Origin of the sequence: uncultured Sphaerotilus sp. (genome assembly GCF_963924895.1) — a bacterium.
Lineage (GTDB): Bacteria > Pseudomonadota > Gammaproteobacteria > Burkholderiales > Burkholderiaceae_C > Sphaerotilus.
The window spans coordinates 20,089-42,225 of the sequence record NZ_CAWURG010000045.1 but is presented as its reverse complement, the minus strand read 5'-3'; the positions used below and the strand labels follow the sequence as shown (position 1 = coordinate 42,225).

Here is a 22,137-nt window from a genome sequence, read left to right as displayed (position 1 = left end):
AGTTGATGCCTACATTACAACTTGATGCTCCCCGCCCAAAGCCTCGATCAACGCCGTCAACCCATGGGTCAACTCCGTGGTGATGATGGCCACATCGGCGTCAAACCGCTCTTCGGCGTTGCCTTCCGCGTCCAGCACCCCGTCCAGAAACTCGATCTTGCGCAGCTGCATCCCCTCGGTCAGCACGAAGGAGACGCGGCCATTCCAGGTCATCGCCAGCCGGGTGGGCATCTTGCCCTGCGTGATGTGCTGGCGCACCTCGTCGGTGTCCAGCGGGTGGCGGGCGTAGCGCACCACCGACTTCATCTCGTCACTGGACTTCAGCTCGCACTCGCGGTCGACCGTGAAGTCGGCCGCCGGCTCGCCGGTGAGCAGCCAGTCGGCCATGACGGCGGCCGGCGACTCCTCGGTGTGCAGCGCCCGGACGGACAGGCCGTCGAGCGCCTTGACCAGTAGCGTCACCACCTCGTCGGCACGGCCCGGGCTGCTGGTGTCGAGCACCAGGAAGCCGGTGTCGGGCGACAGCCACACATTGACGGCCGAGCGCTTGGTGAAGGCCATCGGCAGCAGCTCCAGCGTGGCCTGCTCCTTGAGTTCCTTGGTCTGCTTGCGGCCCGGCTTGCGGCCGGTCTCGCGCTCGATCCGGGCCGCGATCTCGTCGATGCGGCGCTTGACCACCGAACCCGGCAGCACCCGCTGCTCGATCATCAGCCGCATCAGCCACTGCCCGCGCACGGTCTCGGCCAGCGGCGCCTCGGCGGGCCCACGGGGCGGCACCCAGCCCGCTGACTCCTCCTGGGTCGAGCCACACTCGACGAAGCGGGCCTTCTCCAGCCCGGCCTCGATCTCTGCGAGCGATGCCGACCAGCCCGGCTCCATGCGAAACACCGTCAGATTCTTGAACGTGAACACGCAGCTTCCTTCTCCAAAAGCCCTGATTGTCGGCGGCCCTGCACATGCAGGTCTACCCGATGAAGGTGTCACGGATGTGCCGGATTCCGGGATAGATAGGTCGAACACAGTGGCAGGTCATGCAAATAACGCATGTAACCACCATGTAATGCCGAGATGCCCCCGCCTACACTGACCGCGGGGGCATCCCGAAAGCAGCGCAGCGCACTGTTTTCGAGATGCCTTTTTTCAACCTTCGGAGCCTCTCAATGAACCAACCCCTGATGGCCGGCGTGAACGTCAACGCCCCCTCCTTCGTCAAGAACGCCAAGCTGATCGCCTGGGTCGCCGAGATCGCTGCCCTGACGCAACCCGCCGCCATCTACTGGTGCGACGGCAGCGTCGAAGAGTACGACCGCCTGTGCCAGCAACTGGTCGATGCCGGCACCTTCAAGAAGCTCAATCCGGCCAAGCGCCCGAACAGCTTCCTCGCCTGCTCCGACCCGAGCGACGTCGCCCGCGTCGAAGACCGCACCTACATCTGCTCGGCCGCCAAGGAAAACGCCGGCCCGACCAACAACTGGATGGCCCCGGCCGAGATGCGCACGCTGCTGCAGACCGGTGACACCCCGCTGTTCAAGGGCAGCATGAAGGGCCGCACGATGTACGTCGTGCCCTTCTCGATGGGCCCGCTCGGCTCGCCGATCGCCCACATCGGCATCGAGCTGTCGGACAGCCCGTACGTCGCCGTCAACATGCGCATCATGACCCGCATGGGCAAGGCCGTGTACGACGTGCTCGGCGCCGATGGCGACTTCGTGCCCTGCGTCCACACCGTCGGCGCGCCGCTCGAAGCCGGTCAGGCCGACGTGACCTGGCCCTGCAACAAGACCAAGTACATCGTCCACTACCCCGAGACCCGCGAGATCTGGTCCTACGGTTCGGGCTACGGCGGCAACGCGCTGCTGGGCAAGAAGTGCTTCGCCCTGCGCATCGCCTCGAACATGGGCCGCGACCAGGGCTGGCTGGCCGAGCACATGCTGATCCTGGGCGTGACCTCGCCGGAAGGCAAGAAGAGCCACGTCGCTGCCGCCTTCCCGAGCGCCTGCGGCAAGACCAACTTCGCCATGCTGATCCCGCCGGTCGAGCTGGGCGACTGGAAGGTCACCACCATCGGTGACGACATCGCCTGGATCAAGCCGGTCGACGGCAAGCTGCGCGCGATCAACCCGGAAGCCGGCTACTTCGGCGTCGCCCCGGGCACCAACTACAAGACCAACCCGAACTGCATGGCGTCGCTGAACAAGGACGTCATCTTCACCAACGTCGCGCTGACCGACGACGGCGACGTGTGGTGGGAAGGCATGACCGACGAGCTGCCCTCGCACCTGATCGACTGGCAGGGCAAGGACTGGACGCCGGAAACCGCCCGTGGCGCCGACGGCAAGCTGCGCCCCGCCGCGCACCCGAACGCCCGCTTCACCGTGGCCGCCACCAACAACCCGGTGCTGGACCCCGAGTGGGACAACCCGGCCGGTGTGGCGATCGACGCCTTCATCTTCGGTGGCCGCCGCTCGACCACCGTGCCGCTGGCGACCGAAGCCCGCAACTGGGTCGAAGGCGTCTACATGGCCGCCACGATGGGCTCGGAAACCACCGCTGCCGCCGCCGGCCAGATGGGCGTCGTGCGCCGTGACCCGTTCGCCATGCTGCCGTTCGCCGGCTACAACATGAGCGACTACTTCCAGCACTGGCTGAACCTCGGCGCCAAGCTGGAGGCCGAAGGCGCCACGCTGCCGGCGATCTACTGCGTCAACTGGTTCCGCAAGGGCGCGGACGGCAAGTTCGTGTGGCCGGGCTACGGCGACAACGCCCGCGTCATGCAGTGGATGCTCGGCCGCCTCGAAGGCACGGCCGGCGGCACGGAAAACATCTTCGGCGTCAGCCCGAACTACGGCGACCTGAACTGGACCGGCCTGAACTTCAGCCAGGCCGAGTTCGACAGCGTCATCGGCATCGACCACGCCGCCTGGCAGCAGGAAATGAAGCTGCACGGCGAGCTGTTCGAGCAACTGGCCCACAAGCTGCCCGCCGAACTGACGGCCACCAAGGCCGCGATCGAAGCCAAGCTGAACGCCTGACCTTCCAGCCTGACCCGGGGCACCGCCCCGGGATCCGCCTGCAACCCGCCGCACCCCGGCGGGTTTTTTCTTGCCCGGTCGCCCCCAGAATGCTACAAGACGTTACCGCCGCAACTATCTGCCGAAAACGCTGCGCTGCGCCCTGCGAAGTGGGAAAGTCTCCAGGCTGATCCTGCTTCCCCGGAAGCCAACCCCACGATCGTGCTGCAGCAGCACCCAGCCGACCAGTGTTGAAGGAGTCCCCATGACGACCATCGTGTTCGAGCATGTCCCGGTGAGTGAATTGCCCCTCGCGTGGCGCCACCGGCTGGCAGAACAGGCGCCGCTGCCGCACCGTCCAGTGACCATCCGCATCGAATCCCCAGATCCCGTTCCAGGCTCCCGGCTGTTCGACCTGTCGGACGGCGGTCTGGATCTGGCCGATGTCTCCGGCTACCTGCGCACCATCCGCACACCGCAGTACGACTTCACCCCCTCGGGCAACGGCGACTGAGGCCCACCGGCGCGCTGCCCGGTCAGCGCCGCACCAGCCCGATCGCCAGCTCCCGCCACCCGCGCGGATGTGGCACCGCCTCGTACGGCGGTGCCGGCCACTCCCAGCGATCCCCCGGCAACAGCGCCCGCAGCAAATTGATGTCGAGGTGGTACGGCGGCCCCTCGATGCGACCGACGGCCGCACCAGGCCGCAGCACCTGCATCCCCATCAGGCACAGCCGCCCGCCCGGCCGCAGCCAGCGGTGCAACTGCGCGGCGTAGTCGACCCAGTGGTCCGGGTGGATCGCGCACCAGCAGGTCTGCTCGAACACCGCGTCCAGCGGCTCGGGCGGCTGCCACTGCAGGACGTCCGCCTGCACCAGCGCACAGGCCGCGTCGCCCAGACCAGCCTCGTGCAGACGCCGCGCAGTCCGCGCAACAGCCGCCGGGGCGTAGTCGATCGCGGTGACCTGGCATCCGGCCTGCACCAGCGCCAGCACCTCGTGCCCGCTGCCGCAGCCCGGCACCGCTACGCGCTGGCCTGCGGCGAGCGTGCCATCGGCCAGCCATGGTGCGAGCTGCGGACTCACGGCGCCGCGGTCCCAGGGGATGTCATCCGCCTCGAACCGCTGCTGCCAGAAATCGACGTTGGGACCGGCCATGGGAGGCTCCTTCAGCGCGGCTCGGCCGACTTGGCCAGCAGCGTGAAATGCTCGACCTGCGGCGGCTGCGCGAAGAACGGTCCGACGATGGCGCGCCACTCGGCGAAGGCGGGCGACTCGCGGAAGTCGATGGTGTGGTTCTCCAGCGTCTCCCACCAGATCATCAGCACGTAGCGCTCGGGCGACTCGACCCCCTTGTTGACCTTGTAGCCAAAGAAGCCTTTGGCCTGGCTGATGATGGTCTCCACGCCGCGCTGGATGGCGACGTCGAAGTCGGCCTGGCGGCCGGGCTGGATGCGGATGTCGGCAAGTTCGAGGATCACGGTGCTGTCTCCGGAAAAACGGTGCCCGCATCGTAGCCGCAGCGGCAACCGAGGGGTGTCACCACCCAGACCGGGGCCTGCCGACCGGCAGTCCCGGGATGGTGGCACGGTGTGGCGAATTTCACACTCGCCGACATGCACACGTCTGCCGTCCTCGCCCTCTGGTTCCTGCTGTGCCTGCTGGTCGGCGGGTCGGGCGCGGCCCGGGCTGCGCCGGGCGCCGAGGCGACGGACTGGGAGGTGGTCGCGGCCGACCTGCTCCGCCAGCCCGGGTTCAAGGCCCTGCCGATCCGGATCGTGACCAGCACTGGCCACGCGCCAGCAGAGATGCAGATCGGCGGCGGGCGCTGCGTGCTGCACCTGCGCACCCGTGGCAATCCGGTCGCCGAGCTGCTGCTGCGCCAAGCGGCCCCGGAAGACCGCCGGGTCTGGATGCAGGCCATCCTCGTCCACGAGATCGCGCACTGCTGGCGCTGGCAGGGCCAGGACGCCGCGCTGCAGCAGTTCGCGGCGCTGATCGGCACCGCCGGCCGCGACAGCCGCCGGCTCGACGAGGTCCACCAGCGCATGCGCGACGAGGAAACCTTCGCCGATGTCGCCGCGCTGGCCTGGGTGGCGCAGGCCGCGCCGGCACAGTTCGATGCCGTGCTTGGTGCCTTCGAGCGACTGCGCGGCAACGTCACCCTGTCGGCGGGCGCGCACGACACCCGCGCCGCGCTGGACCGGGTGCGGCGCGAGGGCTTCGCACCCGGCCTCGCCCCCTTCGACGCGGCCCGCGCGCTGCTCACCGACACCGGCCGGTGAGACCGGGGCGCTCACCTAGAATCCTTCGATGGCCATCCGCTCCACCGTTCACAAAGCCGAGCTGTCGATTGCCGACATCGACCGCTACTACTACGCCGACCACGCCCTCACGCTGGCCCGGCACCCTTCCGAAACCGAAGAGCGCCTCATGGTGCGCCTGGTCGCCTTCGCGATGCACGCGCACGAGCGGCTGCTGCCGGCCGGCGGACTCTCCACCGACGACGAGCCGGACTTCTGGCGCTGCGACGACACCGGCTCCATCCAGCAGTGGATCGAGGTCGGCCTGCCCGACGAGCGCATGCTGCGCAAGGCCAGCGGGCGCTCGGACGAGGTGGTCCTGTTCACCTACGGCGGCCGCAAGGCCGAGGTCTGGCGCACCGAAAACGCCGCCGCGCTCGCCAAGCTGCGCAAGCTGACGATGTGGTTCATCACCGAAGCCGATTGCGAAGCGCTGCAGACGCTGGTCGAGCGCACGATGCGGCTGGGCGTGACGATCCAGGACGGGCACCTGCTGTTCGCGGGAGAGAAGAACAGCGTCGAGGTGACGCCGGTGCTGTGGCAGGGCGACAAGCCGGCTTGATCCGGCCGGGCGGGTCTACCATACGGATCCATGGGCCTGCCACGCTTCATCCTCGACCGCCAAGGCGACATCGCCGCGCTGTGCCAGCGGCACCATGCGCGGCGGCTGGACTTGTTCGGGTCGGCGGTGCGGGCGGATTTTTCGGCCGAGCGCAGTGACCTCGATTTCCTGGTCTCGTTCGACGAGTTGCCACCGGTCGACGCCTACGACGCCTATTTCTCGCTGAAGGAAGGGCTGGAGGGGCTGTTCAGCCGGTCGGTCGATCTGGTGGTCGATCGGGCGATCCGCAATCCGCACTTCCAGGCACGGGTCGCAACCGAGCGGCAGCAGGTTTTCCATGTCGCCTGATGCACGCACCTTCCTCTGCGACGCCATCGGGGCGGCGCGACTGGCGCTGAGCTTCGTGCAGGGCCGCTCGTTCGCTGACTACCAGACCGACGCAATGCTGCGCTCGGCCGTCGAGCGCCAGCTTTTCATCGTCGGGGAAGCCCTCGGGCGGCTGCGGCAGATCGATCCGGGCACGGCGGCGCGGATTCCGGATCTGCCTCGGGCGGTCGGGTTGCGCAACATCCTGGCGCAGGCGTATTCCGTCGTGGATGACGCGGTGATCTGGGGGCTGTTGTCGGGGCCGCTGGACAAACTGATCGCGGAGATGGAAGCGATCTGAGGCACAAGCGACAATGCCCCCTTCGCGCGTCACCCCCTGACGCCGCCGCTCTTGCCCACCGCCCACCATGTCCGACCTCTCCACCGAGATCCGCCGCCGCCGCACCTTCGCGATCATTTCCCACCCTGACGCCGGCAAGACCACGCTGACGGAAAAGCTGCTGCTGTTCTCCGGCGCGATCCAGATCGCCGGGTCGGTCAAGGCGCGCAAGGCCAGCCGCCACGCCACCTCCGACTGGATGGAGATCGAGAAGCAGCGCGGCATCTCGGTCGCCTCCTCCGTCATGCAGATGGAGTATGGCGACTGCGTCATCAACCTGCTCGACACCCCCGGCCACCAGGACTTCTCGGAAGACACCTACCGCGTGCTGACCGCCGTGGACGCCGCGCTGATGGTGATCGACGCGGCCAACGGCGTGGAGCCGCAGACCCGCCGCCTGCTGCAGGTCTGCCGCGCCCGCAACACGCCGATCCTGACGTTCATCAACAAGATGGACCGAGAGGTGAAAGACCCGCTGGCGCTGATGGACGAGATCGAGCAGGAGCTGGGCATGACCGTCGTGCCCTTCACCTGGCCGGTCGGCATGGCCAAGTTCTTCCACGGCGTGATGGACTTGCGCGAGGACCAGATGCGCCTGTTCGCGCCAGGCGAAGACCGCGCCGGTGGCGACGAGGAAGTGCTGCACGGGCTGGAGAACCCGGTCCACGCCGAGCGCTTCGGCGCGCCCTACGAGCAGGCGCTGGGCGAGGTCGAGCTGGTGCGTGAAGCCGCGCCCGCCTTCGACCACGACGAGTTCCTCGCCGGCCGGCAGACGCCGATGTTCTTCGGCTCGGCGATCAACAACTTCGGCGTGCGTGAGGTGCTGGACGCGCTGGTCGCCCTCGCGCCGCCGCCGGGCAACCGGCAGGCGATCGAGCGCACCGTAGAGCCGACCGAGCCGAAGTTCACCGGCGTCGTCTTCAAGGTGCAGGCCAACATGGACCCCGCCCACCGCGACCGCATCGCCTTCGTGCGCGTGTCCTCGGGCAAGTTCATCCGCGGGATGCGGCTGAAGGTGGTGCGCAACGGCAAGGAAATGCGCCCACAGACGGTGGTGAGCTTCCTGTCACAGCGGCGCGAGCTGGTGGACGAGGCCGTGGCCGGCGACATCATCGGCATCCCGAACCACGGCGTGCTGCAGCTCGGCGACACACTGACCGAGGGCGAGATGCTGCATTACACGGGCCTGCCCTTCTTCGCGCCGGAAAGCTTCCGCACGGTGGAAATCAAGGATCCGCTGCGTGGCAAGCAGTTGCGCCAGGGCCTGCAGCAGCTCGGCGAGGAAGGCGCGATCCAGGTGTTCAACCCGGTCGCGGGCGGCTCGCTGATGCTCGGCGCGATCGGGCAACTGCAGTTCGAGGTCGTGCTGCACCGCCTGAAAGGCGAGTACGGCGTGGACGCGCGGCTGGATGCGTGCCGCTTCTCCATCGCCCGCTGGATCACCAGCGACGACGAGAACAAGCTCAAGCGCTTCATCGAGTCGGAGCAGCTGCGCATCGCCTACGACGTGGTCGGCGCGCCGGCCTTCCTGGTGCAGTACAGCTCGGACCTCCGCGTCGCGCAGGAGCGGGCGCCGGACATCCAGTTCCACGCGATGCGGGAGCACTCGGGGCGGGTGTTCGGGCAGGCGCCGACGCTGTAAACCGCGCCGGGCGGCGACTTCAGGATCGGGGCAACAGCGCCTTCGCCGCTTCGATCCGAAGCGCCATCTCCACCCGCCCGTCGTTCATCACCTGCAGCAAGAACTGCCGCGGATCGGTGAAGCTGGTGGCCGCCACTGACGCCGTGGCAGGAACAGGAACAGCCGGGGCCGCCGGCAAGGCCGCCCGATACTCCGCCGCGCGGATGCTCGACAGCCGCGCCAGCAGCTCCGCCTGCCCCTCCGGGCTGGGCCGGACGTCGAGCCACGGCGTGTCGGCGAACACTGGTGCCAGATCCGGCGCGACGTAGGCGGACCAGACCTCGCCGTCGGCCTGCAGCGCCGGGACCGGCGGCGCCAGGTCCACGCCATCGGCCGAGGGCAGCAGCGCGACGCGGTGTGGCGGGACGCCGGCCAGATAGCGGGTGCGCAGATGCTCCAGCAGCGCGTGTGCGTCAGCGGCCGGCACCGGCTCGGCCAGCGAGAACCAGAGCTGGCAGGCGTCCGTGCCCGACACCGCGATGCCGGGCGCCGGCCAGCCGAGATCGGCCTGCACGCCCTGCCACACCCGCCCGAGCACCGCCCAGTCGGCCGGCCGCGCCAGCGACAGCACCAGCGCACGCACACGGCCATCGGCGTCGATCAGGCCGGGGTCACCTGACGCCGGATCCGCCACCGGCCCGCAGCGGTAGAGCCGGTCCCATTCGGATTGCAGCCGCGTCCCCATCAGGCCACCTCGGCGCCTTCTCCGGCGCTCCAGAGTTCGTGCCAGGTCTGCGCGTCCATCGCCAGTCCGAGCGCGGCCAGCGCCTCGTCCAGTGCGGCGATGCGCTGGCTGCCGACGAGCGGCTGCGGCCGGCTCGGATGGCGCATCAGCCAGGCGTAGGCGACCGTGGCTGGGGCCACGCTGTGGCGGCGGCCGATGGCTTCCAGCGCGGCGCGCACGCGCAGCGCATCCGGCGCCGTGCCGGTGAACAGCCGCCCGCCCGCCAGCGGCGACCAGACCATCGGGCGCAGGTTCAGGCCGAGCAGCTGGTCGAGCGTGCCGTCGTGCAGCGGCGCGCGGTGCAGCGGGTGCAACTCGATCTGGTTGGTCACCAGCGGCACCGACTGGTGCAGCAGGGCGAACTGCGACGGCGTGAAGTTCGAGACCCCGAAGGCGCGCACCTTGCCCGCCGCGTGCAGCCGCGTGAAGGTCTCGGCGACTTCGAACGGGTTCATCAGCGGGTCCGGCCGGTGGATCAGCAGCAGGTCGAGCCGGTCGGTGTGCAGGGCGCGCAGGCTGTTCTCCACGCTGGCGATGAGGTGCTCGGCGGAGGTGTCATAGGACTTGAGCCGGTGCTCGGGCCGTGCCGGGTGCAGCAGCTGGATGCCGCACTTGCTGACGAGCTGCATCCGCCTGCGCAGGTGCGGGGCCAGCGCCAGCGCCTCGCCGAAGAGGGCCTCGACGGTGTAGCCGCCGTAGATGTCGGCGTGGTCGAAGGTGGTCACGCCGCGGTCCAGACACTGCTCGATCCAGCGCACACGCTCCATCGGCGTCCAGCCCCAGTCGGCCATGCGCCAGCAGCCGGCGATGACCGGGGACAGGGTGGGTCGGTCCAGTTGAATTCGGTTCGTCAGCGGCATGGCCGTCTCCTGTCGAAAGCGCATCAACAATGAAAAATGGCGCCCGAAGACGCCATCCGTGGGTCGTCCGCGGGCGAATCAGCTCGAGAACAGGAAGTTCAGCACGTCGCCGTCCTTGACGACGTATTCCTTGCCTTCCGCGCGCATCTTGCCGGCATCCTTGGCGCCCTGCTCGCCCTTGAAGGCGATGAAGTCCTCGAAGGCGATGGTCTGGGCGCGGATGAAGCCCTTCTCGAAGTCGGTGTGGATCACGCCCGCGGCCTGCGGCGCGGTGTCGCCGACGTGGATGGTCCAGGCGCGCACTTCCTTCACGCCCGCGGTGAAGTAGGTCTGCAGGCCCAGCAGCTTGAAGGCCGAGCGGATCAGGCGGTTCAGGCCCGGTTCGTCCTGGCCCATCTCGGCCAGGAACATCGCGCGGTCCTCGTCCTCCATCTCGGACAGCTCGGCCTCGGTCTTGGCGCAGATGGCCACGACGGGGGCGTTCTGCTTGGCGGCGAACTCGCGCAGGCGGTCGAGGAAGGGGTTGTTCTCGAAGCCGCTCTCGTCCACGTTGCCCACGAACATCGCCGGCTTGGCGGTGATCAGGCACAGCGGCTTGAGGATGACCAGCTCTTCCTTGCTGAAGTCGATGCCGCGCACCGGCAGCGCCTGGTCCAATGCCGCCTGGCACTTCTCCAGCACCTTGACCAGCGCCGCGGCTTCCTTGTCGCCGGAGCGGGCCACCTTGGAATAGCGGTGCAGGCTCTTCTCGACCGTGCCCATGTCGGCCAGGCAGAGTTCGGTCTGGATCACCTCGATGTCGGCGATCGGATCGACCTTGCCGGCGACGTGGATGACGTTCTCGTCCTCGAAGCAGCGCACGACATTGACGATGGCGTCGGTCTCGCGGATGTGCGAGAGGAACTTGTTGCCCAGGCCTTCGCCGGTGGACGCGCCCGCCACCAGCCCGGCGATGTCCACGAACTCGACGATGGCCGGCACGATCCGCTCCGGCTGGACGATCTCGGAGAGCTTGTCCAGGCGGGGGTCCGGCAGCTCCACCACGCCGACGTTGGGCTCGATGGTGCAGAACGGGTAGTTCTCGGCGGCGATGCCGGCCTTGGTCAGCGCATTGAAGAGGGTGGACTTGCCGACGTTGGGCAGGCCCACAATGCCGCACTTGAGGCTCATGGTGGTGTATGGGTTCGGGGGGAGATCCGGCGATTGTAGGCGCCGGCCATCCGCAGGGACAGGCTCAGAACCGCACCGTCCCCCGCCCGCCCTGCCCGACCACCAGCCGCCGCCCCACCCCTTCGACGATCACCGCGTTCATCCCGAAGGTGATCGCCCCGCCGACACGTGCATCCGCCCGGTAGCGCGCGAGCGTGTCGCCGGGTTCATGCCCAGCAACGGCGGTGTCGGGGTCGATGTTCGGGATCGGGCAGCGCGCGCACGGTTTCACCAGCCGCAGCGTGACCGGCCCGTCCGGCGTGTCGAACTGCAGCTCGTCCAGCCCGTCCTCGCCGTGCGGGCCCAGGCCGTCGAGCACGAGGTTGGGGCGGAAGCGCGCCATCGTCACCGGCGCGTGGTGGCCGAGCACGAGGCGGCGGTTCAGCTCGTCCAGCGCGGCCACCGTGGTGACGAGGATGGGGTAACCGTCGGAGAAGCTGTTTTCCGCTTCGAGCGCGCCGGTCCAGCGGGCACTCGACAGCCGCCGCTGCCCGGGCGTGAACTGCACCAGCCGCACCGGCACGCCGAGGAAGTCGCTGCACCAGCGGTCCGCCGCCGCGCTGGCGGCGCGGGCGTCCACGGCGGCATCCCAGACCCGCACGCGCAGCGCCTCGCCCGCCGCCACCGCCGGCAGCACCAGCGGCACGCAACCGGGCGCCGTCACGGTCAACCCGCCGTCGTCGCCGAGCGCCGGGCGGACCAGCGCCATGCGGGCGTGCTCGCGCTGGCTGAGAAACTCGTCCTGGTCGTCGACCAGCATCCACTGACGGTCGTGCGCTAAGCCGGTAGCGGCGAGTTCGGTCTGCGCCAGCGACAAGCCGGCGCAGGACTTGATGGGGTAGACGTGCAGGCTGGCGATGGTGACGGGGCTGCTGCCGTCGTCGCTGCCATGGCCGTCTGCCTGTGGAGAATCAAGGTCAAGGGGATTCATCTGCGGTCTCGGTGCGGTCAGTTCCTACAATCTTGCCCCATGACCGCGCCCTCCTCCCTTGTTCCGCATCCGGCCCCGGCCGGCTCGCCCTCGCTCGACGTGCTGATCCGCGGCAGTGGCCCGGTCGGCATGGGCCTGGCGCTGGCGCTGGCGCGGGACGGCCTGCGTGTCGGCCTGCTCGGTGCGCTGCCAAAGAAGGACGCCGCGCCAGACGTGCGCGCCTATGCGCTGAACGCCGGCTCGGTCACCCTGCTGCGCGAGCTGCGCGTGTGGGACGCGCTGCCCGAGGACGCCCGCACCGCCGTGCAGGACATGCGCATCCACGGCGACGACGGCGGCGCGATCGAGTTCAGCGCCTGGCAGCAGGGCATCGGCGAGCTGGCGTGGATCGTGGACGCTGCGGCGCTGGAGCAGGTGCTCGGGGAGGCAGTGCGCTACGCCCCGCATGTGCAGCGGCTGACGCAGCCCGCCGCCGCGCAGCTCACCGCCGTCTGCGAGGGCAAGGATTCCGCCACGCGCGAACTGCTGGGCGCCGGTTTCGAGTCCTTCCCCTACGGCCACCACGGCGTCGCGGCCCGCCTCGTCAGCGACCGGCCACACCACGGCACCGCCTGGCAGTGGTTCCGCCACCCGGACGTGCTGGCGCTGCTGCCCTTCGACCGACCACAGGTCGACCACGGCTTCGGTCTGGTCTGGTCGCAGCCACAGGCCGAGGCCGAGCGGCTGCTGGCGCTGTCGGATGCCGAGTTTGAAACCGAGCTGAACGCCGCCACCGGTGGCGCGGCCGGCACGCTGCGGCTCGGCTCGCCGCGGGCTGCGTGGCCGCTGCGGCTGGGGCATGCGCAGCGCTGGTGCGGGCCGGGCTGGGTGCTGCTGGGCGACGCGGCACACGCGGTGCATCCGCTGGCGGGACAGGGGCTGAACCTGGGGCTGGCGGACGTGCGGGCGCTGGCGCAGGTGCTGGTCGATGCGCGGCGGGCGGCGCCGTGGAAATCGCTCGGCGACGAGCGCACGCTGCGCCGCTACGCCCGTGAACGCAGCGCCCCGACGCGCGCCATGAGCGGATTGACCGACGGTCTTCTGCACCTTTTTGCACAGCCTTCAGCGCCGCTGAAGGAACTGCGCAACCATGGCATGACTCTTGTGCATCATCTCGGCCCGCTCAAGCGCTGGCTGACCTCCCGGGCGCTCGATGCCTGAACCACGCACTGACACCCGCACCAAGGACACCGCACCATGACTCCGCGCCTCGCCACGTTCACCGCCGCCGCGCTCGCTGCCCTGACCCTCCTGGCAGGGCCTGCCCGCGCCAGCGAGGACGAGATCCGCAAGACGCTGACCGAGCGCTTCGCCAACCTGCCCAAGATCGACGAGATCCGCCCGACGCCCATGCCCGGCGTCTGGGAGGTGCGCATCGGCACCGACATCATGTATTCCGACGCCAAGGGCACCTACCTGCTCCAGGGCTCGATGATCGACACCGCCACGCGCCGCAACCTGACGGAAGAGCGCGTCGACAAGCTCACCGCGATCGACTTCGCCAGCCTGCCGCTGAAGGACGCCATCGTCTGGAAGAACGGCAATGGCAAGCGCAAGATCGCCGTCTTCGCCGACCCGAACTGCGGTTACTGCAAGCGGCTGGAGAAGGACCTGGTCAACGTGAAGGACGTGACGGTCTACAACTTCCTGATCCCGATCCTGGGAGGTGACTCGCCGGACAAGGCCAAGGCGATCTGGTGTGCGAAGGACAACACGGCCGCCTGGCGCGGCTGGATGGTCGATGGCAATGCACCGGCCCGGGTGATGGGCCAGTGCGATGCCTCGGCGATCGAGCGCAACTCGGCCCTGGCGAAGAAGCACAAGGTCACGGGCACGCCCGCCATCGTCTTCGAGGATGGCACGCGGGCACCCGGGGCGATTCCGGCTGCAGAAATCGAGAAGAGGCTGGCCGGCAAGTCCTGAGGGTCCGTCCCCGGCCGAGCGGCCGCCTTCAAAACGGCCGCTCTCCGATGAAGTTGCCTGCCGGCCGGTACTGGCACACCCACACCTGGTCCTTCGCGCCGCACACCCGCACGGCACAGCCCACCTCGCGGGTGGAGCGCCAGACGATCTGGGTGTAGTGGCCGCAGGTCTTGCCGGGCGGGCAGGTGTTGCTCTCGACCTGGAAATCCGCGGATTCCCGCCCCCAGACATCGGTGACGAAACCGGGGCGGACGTCTTGCACCGTCACCAGGCCGGTGCTCCAGCGGATGGGGCTGGCCCAGTAGAGGTTTTCGCCCAGGTCGGGCGCATCGCTGTGCTCCATCTGGCACTGCCCGCCCTGGTCGAGCCGCGCCGCCCAGCGGGCCGCAGAGTCCGCGAGCGCATCCGACCAGACCAGCGGCGGCACGCCAACCCGGGAGCGCCAGCGGTTGTGGGCGGCGAGCGCCTCGCTGCGCTGCGCCGCATCGAGTCCCGCAGGCGCGGCCGAGTCGCCCGCCGTGGCGCCGCTCCACCCGATCACCCCGCCCAGCAGCGCAGCCATCCAGCGCCGCGTGGTCGGGGTGGGCCGGGACATCGCCGACGACGTGTCAGCGGTGCGTGAAGTGCGGCGCGCGCTTTTCGAGGAAGGCGCCCATGCCCTCCTTCTGGTCCGCGCTGGAGAACAGCGCGTGGAACAGCCGGCGCTCGAACAGCAGGCCTTCCGTCAGCGGCGCCTCGAACGACCGGTTCACGCATTCCTTGGTCGCCATCAGCGCCAGCAGCGAGTAGCCGCACATGGCCTGCGCGGCCTTGTCGGCTTCCGCGTGCAGCTCGGCCAGCGGCACGACCCGCGACACCAGCCCCGCGCGCTCGGCTTCGACCGCGTCCATCATGCGGCCGGTCAGCGCCAGGTCCATCGCCTTGCTCTTGCCCACCGCGCGCGGCAGGCGCTGCGTGCCGCCCGCGCCGGGGATGATGCCGAGCTTGATCTCGGGCTGGCCGAACTTGGCGTTGTCCGCCGCGATGATGAAGTCGCAGCCCATCGCCACCTCGCAGCCACCGCCGAGCGCGAAGCCCGACACCGCGGCGATGATCGGCTTGCGCACCTGGCGGATGGTGTCCCAGTTGCGCGAGATCAGGCCCTTGCGGTAGGCGTTCGGGAAGTCGAAGGGCTGCATCATCGTGATGTCCGCGCCTGCGGCGAAGGCCTTCTCGCTGCCGGTCAGCACGATGCAGGCGATGCCGTCATCGGCGTCGAAGGCCAGCAGCGCGGCACCGAGTTCGTCCATCAGCGTGTCGTTGAGCGCGTTGAGCGCCTTGGGGCGGTTCAGCGTGATCCAGCCGTAGCGCAGGGCGTTCTCGCCGGTGCCGGGGCGGGTTTCGACGAGGATGGTTTCGTAGGTCGGGGCGGTCACAGGATCTCCTGGTCAGGTTGGGTGCTGCACTGCACTATAGAACGACCGTTCGTTTTTGTGGCACGGTCAGGGCACGGCCGCCTGCCGCGGCGGCTCGGACAGGCGCAGATCGATCCAGGTCTCGGCATCCTGCTCGATGCGGATGCGCACGGGCAGCATCTGCAGCGTCGGCGCGTACCAGACCTGCGCGCTGAGGACGCTGCCGCCGGAGCGGGCGACCTCGCTCGGCGTCTCGGCCACGCTGTCGCGCGGAGGCACGGGGCGAACATGGAAGGTTTCCAGCTCGCCCAGTGGCGTCATCGTCGGCAGCGTGTCGCCGACCTCGTAGGCCCAGCGGCGCACCCGGTGCGGCAGCGCGAGGTCGAACTCGACGCGCCGGCCCTTCTCGCGCAGCGCCGGCCGGGTCGAGAAGAGGAAGACCATCTGGATGAACTGGCTGGCGGTGTCCTGCACGTCGGCGCGGGTGGCAGCGAGCTTGCCGTCCTGCAGGCGCACGCTGCGCTCGTCCGGAAACGACAGCTGTGCCAGCCGGTTGCGGCCGATGATCTGGCGCGTGGCCTGCTCGTAGCGCTGCGGGCGCAGGCCGTCCGGCGTGATGCGGCCCTCGCTGCTCATGCGGCGCGCCACCAGCGGGGCCAGGCGCGGGCCGACGCTGACATCGAGGTGGACCTGGTAGCGGTCGCCGTCGCGCAGCCACTCGACCTGCGCGTCGCCGTGGACCTCGCCCTGGTACCAGCCCTCCAGCGTGTAGGTCAGCCGGGTCGATACCGGCCAGGTGAAGGCGGGGCCGGACGCGGCACCGTCGGGCACGGCCGGCGCGGACGCCGCACTCGCCATCTGCGGCGCGGAGGCCCCAGGTGCCGCTGCCACCGGAGGCGGACCGGCCACGGAACCGGGCGCGGCATTCGGGTCCCACGCAGGCTCCGACGCGGCGGGACCCGGGTCCGAGACGGTGATCTCGACCGAGGTGTCCGCAGCGGCCTCGCTGGCGGGGGTGGCCGCAGGCCGGGCAGCGGCTGGACGCGGCTTCGGTCGTTGCGCCGCAGGCGCCACCGGCGGGCCGGTCGGCGCGGCGGATTGCGCGACCACGCGGGTGTAGGTGGCTTCGATGCGGGCGATCGAGGGCTTGGCGGGGTCGGCCAGCGCCAGCGCCTGGCTGAGTCCGTCCAGGGCCAGCCCGTGCAGCAGCACGACCAGCAGGACCAGCACCGCCAGCCCCCACCCTGCCGGGGACCGAAGCCGCGCGCCGCGCATCAGCCGGTCCGGGTGCGCATCAAGCCGTCTCGCCCAGCCAGGCCGCACGCAGCCGCTTCACCCGCGCCACCGGGCGGGCCTGCCAGCTCAGTGCGACGGCCCCCTCGGCGCTCGACGCCGGCAGCGTCAGCCGCAGCAGGCGCCGGTCCCGGCTGACCAGCAGCGGCTGCGGCTGCTCGAAGGCGCCGTAGAGCGCCAGATCCTCCGGTTTGACCACGCGCCAGTCGCCCAGCGCCAGCAGTTCGTCGCCTGCCGCCAGCCCGGCCTGTTCGGCGGCACCACCGCGCTGCACCGCCAGCACCTTCAGCCCCTGCGCCGACTCGCTCAGGCGGGCGCCGAGGCGCTGCGCGAACAGCGGCCGCTCGCGCTGCCAGTCCGCGCCGTGGGCGGCGAGCAGGGGCTGCGTGGGCAGGTCCTCCGTGCCGTGGACCCACGCCGCGAGTTCCGCGGCGAACGAGCGCCCGCCCACCTCGGCCAGCACCGCAGCGATGTCGTCTTCACCGATCGGACCACCGCCGCTGCGCTGCCACAGCGCGCGCATCACGTCGTCGAGCGTGCCCTTGCCCTCCTGACGCAGCGTCAGGTCCAGCGCCTGCGCGACCAGCGCGCCCTTGGTGTAGTAGCTGACGGTGGCGTTGGCGCTGTTCTCGTCCGGGCGGTAATACTTGACCCAGGTGTCGAAGCTGGACTGCGCCACGCTCTGCACCTGGCGGCCCGGCGTGCCGAACACCTGGTTGACCGTCTTGTTGACCAGCCGCAGGTAACGCGTCTGGTCGATCAGCCCGGCGCGCACGAGGAAGAGGTCGTCGTAGTAGCTGGTGAAGCCCTCGAAGAACCAGAGCAGCGCGGTGTAGTTCTCGCCGCGCAGGTCGTAGGGAGCGAACTCACGCGGCTTCAGGCGCTTGACGTTCCAGGTGTGGAAGTACTCGTGGCTGATCAGGCCGAGCAGCGTCACGTAGCCGTCGTTCAGCCCCGGCTCGCTGCGGCGCGGGAGATCGCGGCGGTTGCAGATCAACGCGGTGCTGTTGCGGTGCTCCAGGCCGCCGTAGCCATCGTCGACCGCGTTGAGCAGGAAGACGTAGCGGTCGAACGGCGCCGGGCCGTCGCCATGCCAGAAGCGGATCTGGGCCTCGCAGATGCGGCGCGTGTCGGCCAGTAGCCGCTCGCCGTCGAAGCTCGGCAGTGCGCCGGCCACGACGAACGCGTGCTCGACGCCGCAGGCGGTGAAGTGGCCGCGCCAGAAGCTGCCCAGCTCGAAGGGATGGTCGATCAGCGCGTCGTAGTCGGGCGCGGCGTACTCGCGTGGCGCGACCTCGTGCAGGCCGGTGGCGACGTCCCAGCCCGTCGGCAGCGGACCGAGGGTGACGCGGTGCTCGTCGGCCTCGCGGCCCTCGGCGCAGAGGAAGACGCCGGTGCCGTTGAAGAAGCCGCGCTGCGTGTCGAGCCAGGCGCAGCGCACCGAGTTGTCGAAGGCGTAGACGCGCCAGCTCACCGTGAGGGCGGCGCGGCCGGTGCAGTCGGCCTGCCAGGTGTGCTTGTCGAGCTGCGTCAGCGCGACCGTGCGGCGGCCCTGGCGCGCCTCGATCGCCGACAGGTGGCGCGCAAACTCGCGCACCAGGTAGCTGCCGGGAATCCAGACCGGCAGCGACAGGCGCTGCGCCGGTGCCGGGTGCGGCAGCGTCAGCGTGACGCGGAAATGGTGGCTGTGGAGATCGTCGATCTCCAGGTGGTAGCGGAGCATGCGGGGTCCCGGTGGGTCAGGTCAGATCTAGTTGCTGGCAGCAGCGGCCGCGAGAAAACAGCTCATCGACGCGACCAGCGTCAGCCTGAAGCGCAGGGTCAGCCACTTCGACAGCCCGTAGGCCGGGTAGACGCGCCGATCGACCAGATAGCACACGATCAGCAGCAGCGCCTGGATCACCAGCCCGGCGTGCGGCGGCATCACCACCGACACCCAGCCGAACAGCGACGGCGTGACCGCCCAGACCAGCCGGCGCGGGGTGGCGTCGTTGGCCATCATCAGCATGCCCCAGTGGATGCCACCGAGGAAGGACACGATCATCCCCGCGTAGACCGACAGCGAGAGCACCACATAGGGCAGCACATCGGCCCGCACCAGCATCGCCAGCACGGCGCCCAGCACGAAGGGCGCCAGCCCCGCATGCCCCAGCCGCACCGCCAGCCGGTCGGGCACGGACAGGGTCCGGGAAGCAGAGAAAGCGGGCGTGAGGGGCGATGCGGACACGGTGGTTCTATTCGTCAGGGAAGGTCAGGACAGGGGAACGGCCGGCGGGATGCGCACGGCGCCGTCGATTGTCGCCGCTGCGCCGCGGTGGCGCGCGCAGCAGGGCGAACTTCACGGTACCAGCCAGCGGGCCTGAGGGGCCGCGGTGTCGCGGTAATCGAACACGGCGCGGCGGTGTCCGTCCGGATCGAGCGCAAGCCAGTCCATCTCCAGCACCTGTGCCCGCAGCAGCGTGAAGGTGCCGCGCACCGCGCCCGGCGTTTTCTCGGCGGCATCGCCGGGCGTGGACAGCGCGCTGCCCGGCGCCTGCGGCGAGAGGTAGTCCTGCGCCGCGCGGGTGTGGCGCAGCGTGGCCCAGCGGGAGGTGACATCCAGCCCGTCGGACTCGCTGGTGACCACGCAGCTGAGACGCAGCTGCCAGCCCAGCACCGGCGACCAGCACACGAGCTGGGCGCGCGGGTCGCGGTCCAGCTGCGCCAGCTTGGACGTGCGGGCGTCGGTGTAGACGATCAGCGCGTGGTCGCCGGGGCTGACTTCGCGCAGCACCACCGTGCGCGCCTGTGCCCCGCGGAGGGCGCAGGTGGTTGCCAGCACCGGCTGCCGCCAGGGGTGTCCGCGCAGGCCGGCTGCCCGCACCAGCTCGGCCCAGAGCGCCGCACCCTGTGTCCGCAATTCATCGCCGGATCTGTCGCTGGCCATGGTGTGCCTCCCTCTATTATTCGCAAAACAAAAATACTGTAAGCATCTATAGGTGATTTATCCACTGGTTCGAGAACTATAAAGTTCACTGCATGGACGACGCCGGATACGCATCCCCGACGGACGCCTCACCCAGAACCGGATGCTCTCAGGAAACCACGATCATGAACAAGTTCACTTTCTCGGCACTGCTCGTCGCCTCGACCCTGTCCTTCAATGCCCTGGCCGACGACGTGGTCCCCACGTTCAAGCATGAAAGCACCGGCGCCGCCAAGACCCGCGCCGAGGTCATTGCCGAACTGCAGCAAGCCCGCCAGACCGGCAAGAATTTTGTCTGGACCGACACCAACCTGCCAGTCGCCCCGGTCACCGCCACCCCGCGCACCCGTGCCGAAGTGCTGGCCGAACTGCGCCAGGCCCAGGCCGACGGCAGCTACGCCCTGCTGCACTCGGATTCGCCGATCGCCCCGGGCAATGTCCTGCAGCGCCAGCGGGCCAAGTCCGACAGCCAGGTTGCCGGCAAGCCGGTCCAGGGCGACACGCACTGAGCGACGCCTTCCGCTGCACCACATCGCTTTGAACTGAACCAGATTCCAGGAACCACCATGAACAAGCTCACCCTCTCCGCCCTGCTCGTCGCCTCGACCCTGTCCTTCAACGCCCTGGCCGCCGGTGCGCCCCCGGTGTTCGAGCACGAAAAAATGGGCATCGCCAAGACCCGCGCCGAAGTCATCGCCGAGATGCAGCAAGCCCGTCAGGCCGGCAAGAATTTCGTCTGGACGGACACCGACCTGCCCACCGCCCCGGTCGTTGCCACGCCGCGCACCCGCGCCGAAGTGATGGCCGAACTGCGTGAAGCCAAGGCCACCGGTGAATACGCGCTGCTGCACAGCGACGAGCCGTCGCTGGTGGTCGTCAAGCGCCTGCCCAAGAACGATCCGGCGCTGGCCGGTCAGGCCAAGGTGCAGAACGTGAACTGAGCATCTCCGCGGACATGAAAAAAGCGACCCTCGGGTCGCTTTTTTCTGGCCCGTTCCGGCTTCAGCCCTCGCGGCGCAGCGCCGGGAACAGGATCACGTCGCGGATGCTCGGCGAGTCGGTGATCAGCATCATCAGCCGGTCGATGCCGATGCCGCAGCCGCCGGTCGGGGGCATGCCGTATTCCAGCGCGCGGATGAAGTCGGCGTCGAAGAACATCGCCTCGTCGTCGCCGGCTTCCTTGTTGGCGACCTGGGACTGGAAGCGCGCGGCCTGGTCCTCGGCGTCGTTCAGCTCGCTGAAGCCGTTGCCGAACTCGCGGCCGGTGATGAACAGCTCGAAGCGCTCGGTGATCGCCGGGTTGGTGTCCGAGGCACGGGCCAGCGGCGAGACCTCCACCGGGTAGTCGATGATGAAGGTCGGCTGCCAGAGCTTGTCTTCCACGGCGGCTTCAAACAGGCCGAACTGCAGCTGCGCCAGCTTCCAGTGCTTCGGCGGCTCTTCGCCGAGCGACTTCAGCTTGGCGTGGACCGCGTGCGCGTCATCGGCCTCGGCTTCGGTCAGGCCAGCGTGCACGACCAGCGAGTCGCGCACCGACAGGCGCGCAAACGGCTCGTCCAGATGCACCGGCTTGCCGGCGTAGCTCAGCCGCGCAGAACCCGTCGCCGACACGGCCGCGTGGCGCAGCACCTGCTCGGTGAAGTCCATCAGGTCGTGGTGGTTCCAGTAGGCCGCGTAGAACTCCATCATCGTGAATTCGGGGTTGTGCCGAACCGAGATGCCTTCGTTGCGGAAGTTGCGGTTGATCTCGAACACGCGCTCGAAGCCGCCCACCACCAGCCGCTTCAGGTACAGCTCGGGGGCGATCCGCAGGAACATCTCCTGGTCGAGCGCGTTGTGGTGCGTCGTGAAGGGCCGGGCGTTGGCGCCGCCGGGGATGGGGTGCAGCATCGGCGTCTCGACTTCGAGGAAGTCGTGCTCGATCATGAACTGGCGGATGCTGGAGACCGCGTTGCTGCGGGCGCGGAAGCGGGTGCGCGCGGCCTCGTCGGTGATCAGGTCGACGTAGCGCTGGCGGTACTTCTGCTCCTGGTCGCTCATGCCGTGGTGCTTGTCCGGCAGCGGGCGCAGCGCCTTGGTCAGCAGGCGCAGGCCCGTCACCTTGATCGACAGCTCGCCCGCCTTGGTGCGGAACAGCGTGCCCTCGGCGCCGAGGATGTCGCCCAGGTCCCAGTGCTTGAAGGCGGCCAGCTTCTCGGCGCCGACGTTGTCGAGCGTGATGTAGAGCTGGATGCGGTCCGTGCCCTTGGCCGAGCCATCCTGCAGCGTCGCGAAACAGGCCTTGCCCATCACGCGCTTGAGCATCATCCGGCCGCCGACGCAGGCGGGGATCGGCGCGGCTTCGAGGGCCTCGTTGTCCAGGCCATCGGCGACACGGTGCAGGTCGGCGGCATGGTCGCGCGGCTTGAAGTCGTTCGGGAAGGCGATGCCCTGGGTGCGGATCGCGGCGAGTTTTTCGCGGCGTTCGGCGATCTGCTGGTTGTCATCGACAGGAACGGCGGGGGTGGGGGCGTGGCTCATCGGCGGACTCGACTTCA

25 protein-coding genes are annotated in these 22,137 nt (G+C 69.3%); 11 read left to right on the top strand and 14 right to left on the bottom strand.

Features of this window, described 5'->3' with window-relative positions; all coding sequences use genetic code 11:
* Positions 1 to 9 precede the first annotated feature (9 nt).
* Complete coding sequence (locus AABN02_RS16515) at positions 10 to 912, bottom strand: recombination-associated protein RdgC (RefSeq protein ID WP_338416019.1); 903 nt, start codon at positions 910 to 912, stop codon at positions 10 to 12.
* Between the two features lie 248 nt (positions 913 to 1,160).
* Between AABN02_RS16515 and AABN02_RS16510 the strand changes: the two genes are divergently transcribed.
* Positions 1,161 to 3,032 (top strand): phosphoenolpyruvate carboxykinase (GTP), encoded by a 1,872-nt coding sequence (locus AABN02_RS16510; RefSeq protein WP_338416018.1) that lies wholly within the window; start codon positions 1,161 to 1,163, stop codon positions 3,030 to 3,032.
* 244 nt (positions 3,033 to 3,276) lie between these two features.
* Positions 3,277 to 3,525: a hypothetical protein gene (locus tag AABN02_RS16505; RefSeq protein WP_338416017.1), complete on the top strand. Its 249-nt coding sequence runs from the start codon at positions 3,277 to 3,279 to the stop codon at positions 3,523 to 3,525.
* A gap of 22 nt (positions 3,526 to 3,547) precedes the next feature.
* Here AABN02_RS16505 and AABN02_RS16500 read toward each other — a convergent pair whose 3' ends face one another.
* Both AABN02_RS16500 and AABN02_RS16495 read right to left on the bottom strand, forming a co-directional pair.
* Positions 3,548 to 4,168 (bottom strand): methyltransferase domain-containing protein, encoded by a 621-nt coding sequence (locus AABN02_RS16500; protein ID WP_338416016.1) that lies wholly within the window; start codon positions 4,166 to 4,168, stop codon positions 3,548 to 3,550.
* A gap of 11 nt (positions 4,169 to 4,179) precedes the next feature.
* Entirely contained in the window at positions 4,180 to 4,491 is a 312-nt protein-coding gene (locus tag AABN02_RS16495) for an antibiotic biosynthesis monooxygenase (protein ID WP_338416015.1), read from the bottom strand.
* A gap of 135 nt (positions 4,492 to 4,626) precedes the next feature.
* On the opposite strand from AABN02_RS16495, the gene AABN02_RS16490 reads away from it, so the two are divergent.
* The 5 genes from AABN02_RS16490 to AABN02_RS16470 all read left to right on the top strand — a co-directional run bounded on the left by AABN02_RS16490 (position 4,627) and on the right by AABN02_RS16470 (position 8,223).
* Positions 4,627 to 5,295, top strand: coding sequence for a hypothetical protein (locus AABN02_RS16490; protein WP_338416014.1), 669 nt, complete (start codon positions 4,627 to 4,629; stop codon positions 5,293 to 5,295).
* Between the two features lie 28 nt (positions 5,296 to 5,323).
* Positions 5,324 to 5,875: a YaeQ family protein gene (locus AABN02_RS16485; protein ID WP_338416013.1), complete on the top strand. Its 552-nt coding sequence runs from the start codon at positions 5,324 to 5,326 to the stop codon at positions 5,873 to 5,875.
* A 30-nt stretch (positions 5,876 to 5,905) separates the two neighbouring features.
* Positions 5,906 to 6,223 carry a nucleotidyltransferase domain-containing protein gene (locus tag AABN02_RS16480; protein WP_338416012.1) on the top strand — a complete coding sequence of 106 codons (318 nt, stop codon included), beginning with the start codon at positions 5,906 to 5,908 and terminating at the stop codon, positions 6,221 to 6,223.
* Complete coding sequence (locus AABN02_RS16475) at positions 6,213 to 6,542, top strand: HepT-like ribonuclease domain-containing protein (protein WP_338416011.1); 330 nt, start codon at positions 6,213 to 6,215, stop codon at positions 6,540 to 6,542. Before AABN02_RS16480 ends, AABN02_RS16475 begins: the two co-directional genes overlap by 11 nt.
* A 67-nt stretch (positions 6,543 to 6,609) precedes the next feature.
* Positions 6,610 to 8,223: a peptide chain release factor 3 gene (locus AABN02_RS16470; protein ID WP_338416010.1), complete on the top strand. Its 1,614-nt coding sequence runs from the start codon at positions 6,610 to 6,612 to the stop codon at positions 8,221 to 8,223.
* 19 nt (positions 8,224 to 8,242) lie between these two features.
* Here the strand turns inward: AABN02_RS16470 and AABN02_RS16465 are convergent, their stop codons facing one another.
* The 4 genes from AABN02_RS16465 to AABN02_RS16450 all read right to left on the bottom strand — a co-directional run bounded on the left by AABN02_RS16465 (position 8,243) and on the right by AABN02_RS16450 (position 11,986).
* Positions 8,243 to 8,947: a hypothetical protein gene (locus AABN02_RS16465; protein ID WP_338416009.1), complete on the bottom strand. Its 705-nt coding sequence runs from the start codon at positions 8,945 to 8,947 to the stop codon at positions 8,243 to 8,245.
* Complete coding sequence (locus tag AABN02_RS16460; RefSeq protein ID WP_338416008.1) at positions 8,947 to 9,846, bottom strand: aldo/keto reductase; 900 nt, start codon at positions 9,844 to 9,846, stop codon at positions 8,947 to 8,949. The genes AABN02_RS16465 and AABN02_RS16460 overlap by 1 nt, the downstream gene beginning before the upstream one ends.
* A gap of 78 nt (positions 9,847 to 9,924) precedes the next feature.
* A complete protein-coding gene (gene ychF, locus AABN02_RS16455) occupies positions 9,925 to 11,016 on the bottom strand; it encodes a redox-regulated ATPase YchF (RefSeq protein ID WP_338416007.1) in 1,092 nt (363 codons plus the stop codon).
* A gap of 64 nt (positions 11,017 to 11,080) precedes the next feature.
* The gene (locus tag AABN02_RS16450; RefSeq protein ID WP_338416006.1) at positions 11,081 to 11,986 is read right to left on the bottom strand and encodes an MOSC N-terminal beta barrel domain-containing protein; all 906 of its coding nucleotides are present in this window, start codon (positions 11,984 to 11,986) and stop codon (positions 11,081 to 11,083) included.
* Between the two features lie 39 nt (positions 11,987 to 12,025).
* Here AABN02_RS16450 and AABN02_RS16445 point away from each other — a divergent pair, with 39 nt between their 5' ends.
* Complete coding sequence (locus AABN02_RS16445; protein ID WP_338416005.1) at positions 12,026 to 13,186, top strand: FAD-dependent monooxygenase; 1,161 nt, start codon at positions 12,026 to 12,028, stop codon at positions 13,184 to 13,186.
* 36 nt (positions 13,187 to 13,222) lie between these two features.
* Positions 13,223 to 13,948 carry a DsbC family protein gene (locus tag AABN02_RS16440; RefSeq protein WP_338416004.1) on the top strand — a complete coding sequence of 242 codons (726 nt, stop codon included), beginning with the start codon at positions 13,223 to 13,225 and terminating at the stop codon, positions 13,946 to 13,948.
* A gap of 28 nt (positions 13,949 to 13,976) precedes the next feature.
* Here the strand turns inward: AABN02_RS16440 and AABN02_RS16435 are convergent, their stop codons facing one another.
* The 6 genes from AABN02_RS16435 to AABN02_RS16410 all read right to left on the bottom strand — a co-directional run bounded on the left by AABN02_RS16435 (position 13,977) and on the right by AABN02_RS16410 (position 19,561).
* Positions 13,977 to 14,543, bottom strand: coding sequence for a CAP domain-containing protein (locus tag AABN02_RS16435; RefSeq protein WP_338416003.1), 567 nt, complete (start codon positions 14,541 to 14,543; stop codon positions 13,977 to 13,979).
* Positions 14,544 to 14,556: 13 nt separating this feature from the next.
* Positions 14,557 to 15,339, bottom strand: a complete 783-nt coding sequence (locus AABN02_RS16430; protein ID WP_338416114.1) for an enoyl-CoA hydratase — start codon at positions 15,337 to 15,339, stop codon at positions 14,557 to 14,559.
* Positions 15,340 to 15,429: 90 nt separating this feature from the next.
* The gene (locus tag AABN02_RS16425; RefSeq protein WP_338416002.1) at positions 15,430 to 16,572 is read right to left on the bottom strand and encodes a DUF3108 domain-containing protein; all 1,143 of its coding nucleotides are present in this window, start codon (positions 16,570 to 16,572) and stop codon (positions 15,430 to 15,432) included.
* A gap of 64 nt (positions 16,573 to 16,636) precedes the next feature.
* The gene (locus tag AABN02_RS16420) at positions 16,637 to 18,358 is read right to left on the bottom strand and encodes a peptidase M61 (RefSeq protein WP_338416001.1); all 1,722 of its coding nucleotides are present in this window, start codon (positions 18,356 to 18,358) and stop codon (positions 16,637 to 16,639) included.
* A 27-nt stretch (positions 18,359 to 18,385) separates the two neighbouring features.
* On the bottom strand, positions 18,386 to 18,862 hold the full coding sequence (locus AABN02_RS16415; RefSeq protein WP_338416000.1) for a DUF3429 domain-containing protein: 477 nt from the start codon (positions 18,860 to 18,862) through the stop codon (positions 18,386 to 18,388).
* 111 nt (positions 18,863 to 18,973) lie between these two features.
* A complete protein-coding gene (locus tag AABN02_RS16410) occupies positions 18,974 to 19,561 on the bottom strand; it encodes a pyridoxamine 5'-phosphate oxidase family protein (RefSeq protein WP_338415999.1) in 588 nt (195 codons plus the stop codon).
* A 164-nt stretch (positions 19,562 to 19,725) separates the two neighbouring features.
* Between AABN02_RS16410 and AABN02_RS16405 the strand changes: the two genes are divergently transcribed.
* Complete coding sequence (locus AABN02_RS16405) at positions 19,726 to 20,109, top strand: DUF4148 domain-containing protein (RefSeq protein ID WP_338415998.1); 384 nt, start codon at positions 19,726 to 19,728, stop codon at positions 20,107 to 20,109.
* Between the two features lie 57 nt (positions 20,110 to 20,166).
* Positions 20,167 to 20,541, top strand: coding sequence for a DUF4148 domain-containing protein (locus AABN02_RS16400; RefSeq protein WP_338415997.1), 375 nt, complete (start codon positions 20,167 to 20,169; stop codon positions 20,539 to 20,541).
* 61 nt (positions 20,542 to 20,602) lie between these two features.
* On the opposite strand, the gene lysS is transcribed toward AABN02_RS16400, so the two are convergent.
* On the bottom strand, positions 20,603 to 22,120 hold the full coding sequence (lysS, locus tag AABN02_RS16395; protein WP_338415996.1) for a lysine--tRNA ligase: 1,518 nt from the start codon (positions 22,118 to 22,120) through the stop codon (positions 20,603 to 20,605).
* Positions 22,121 to 22,137: the final 17 nt, after the last annotated feature.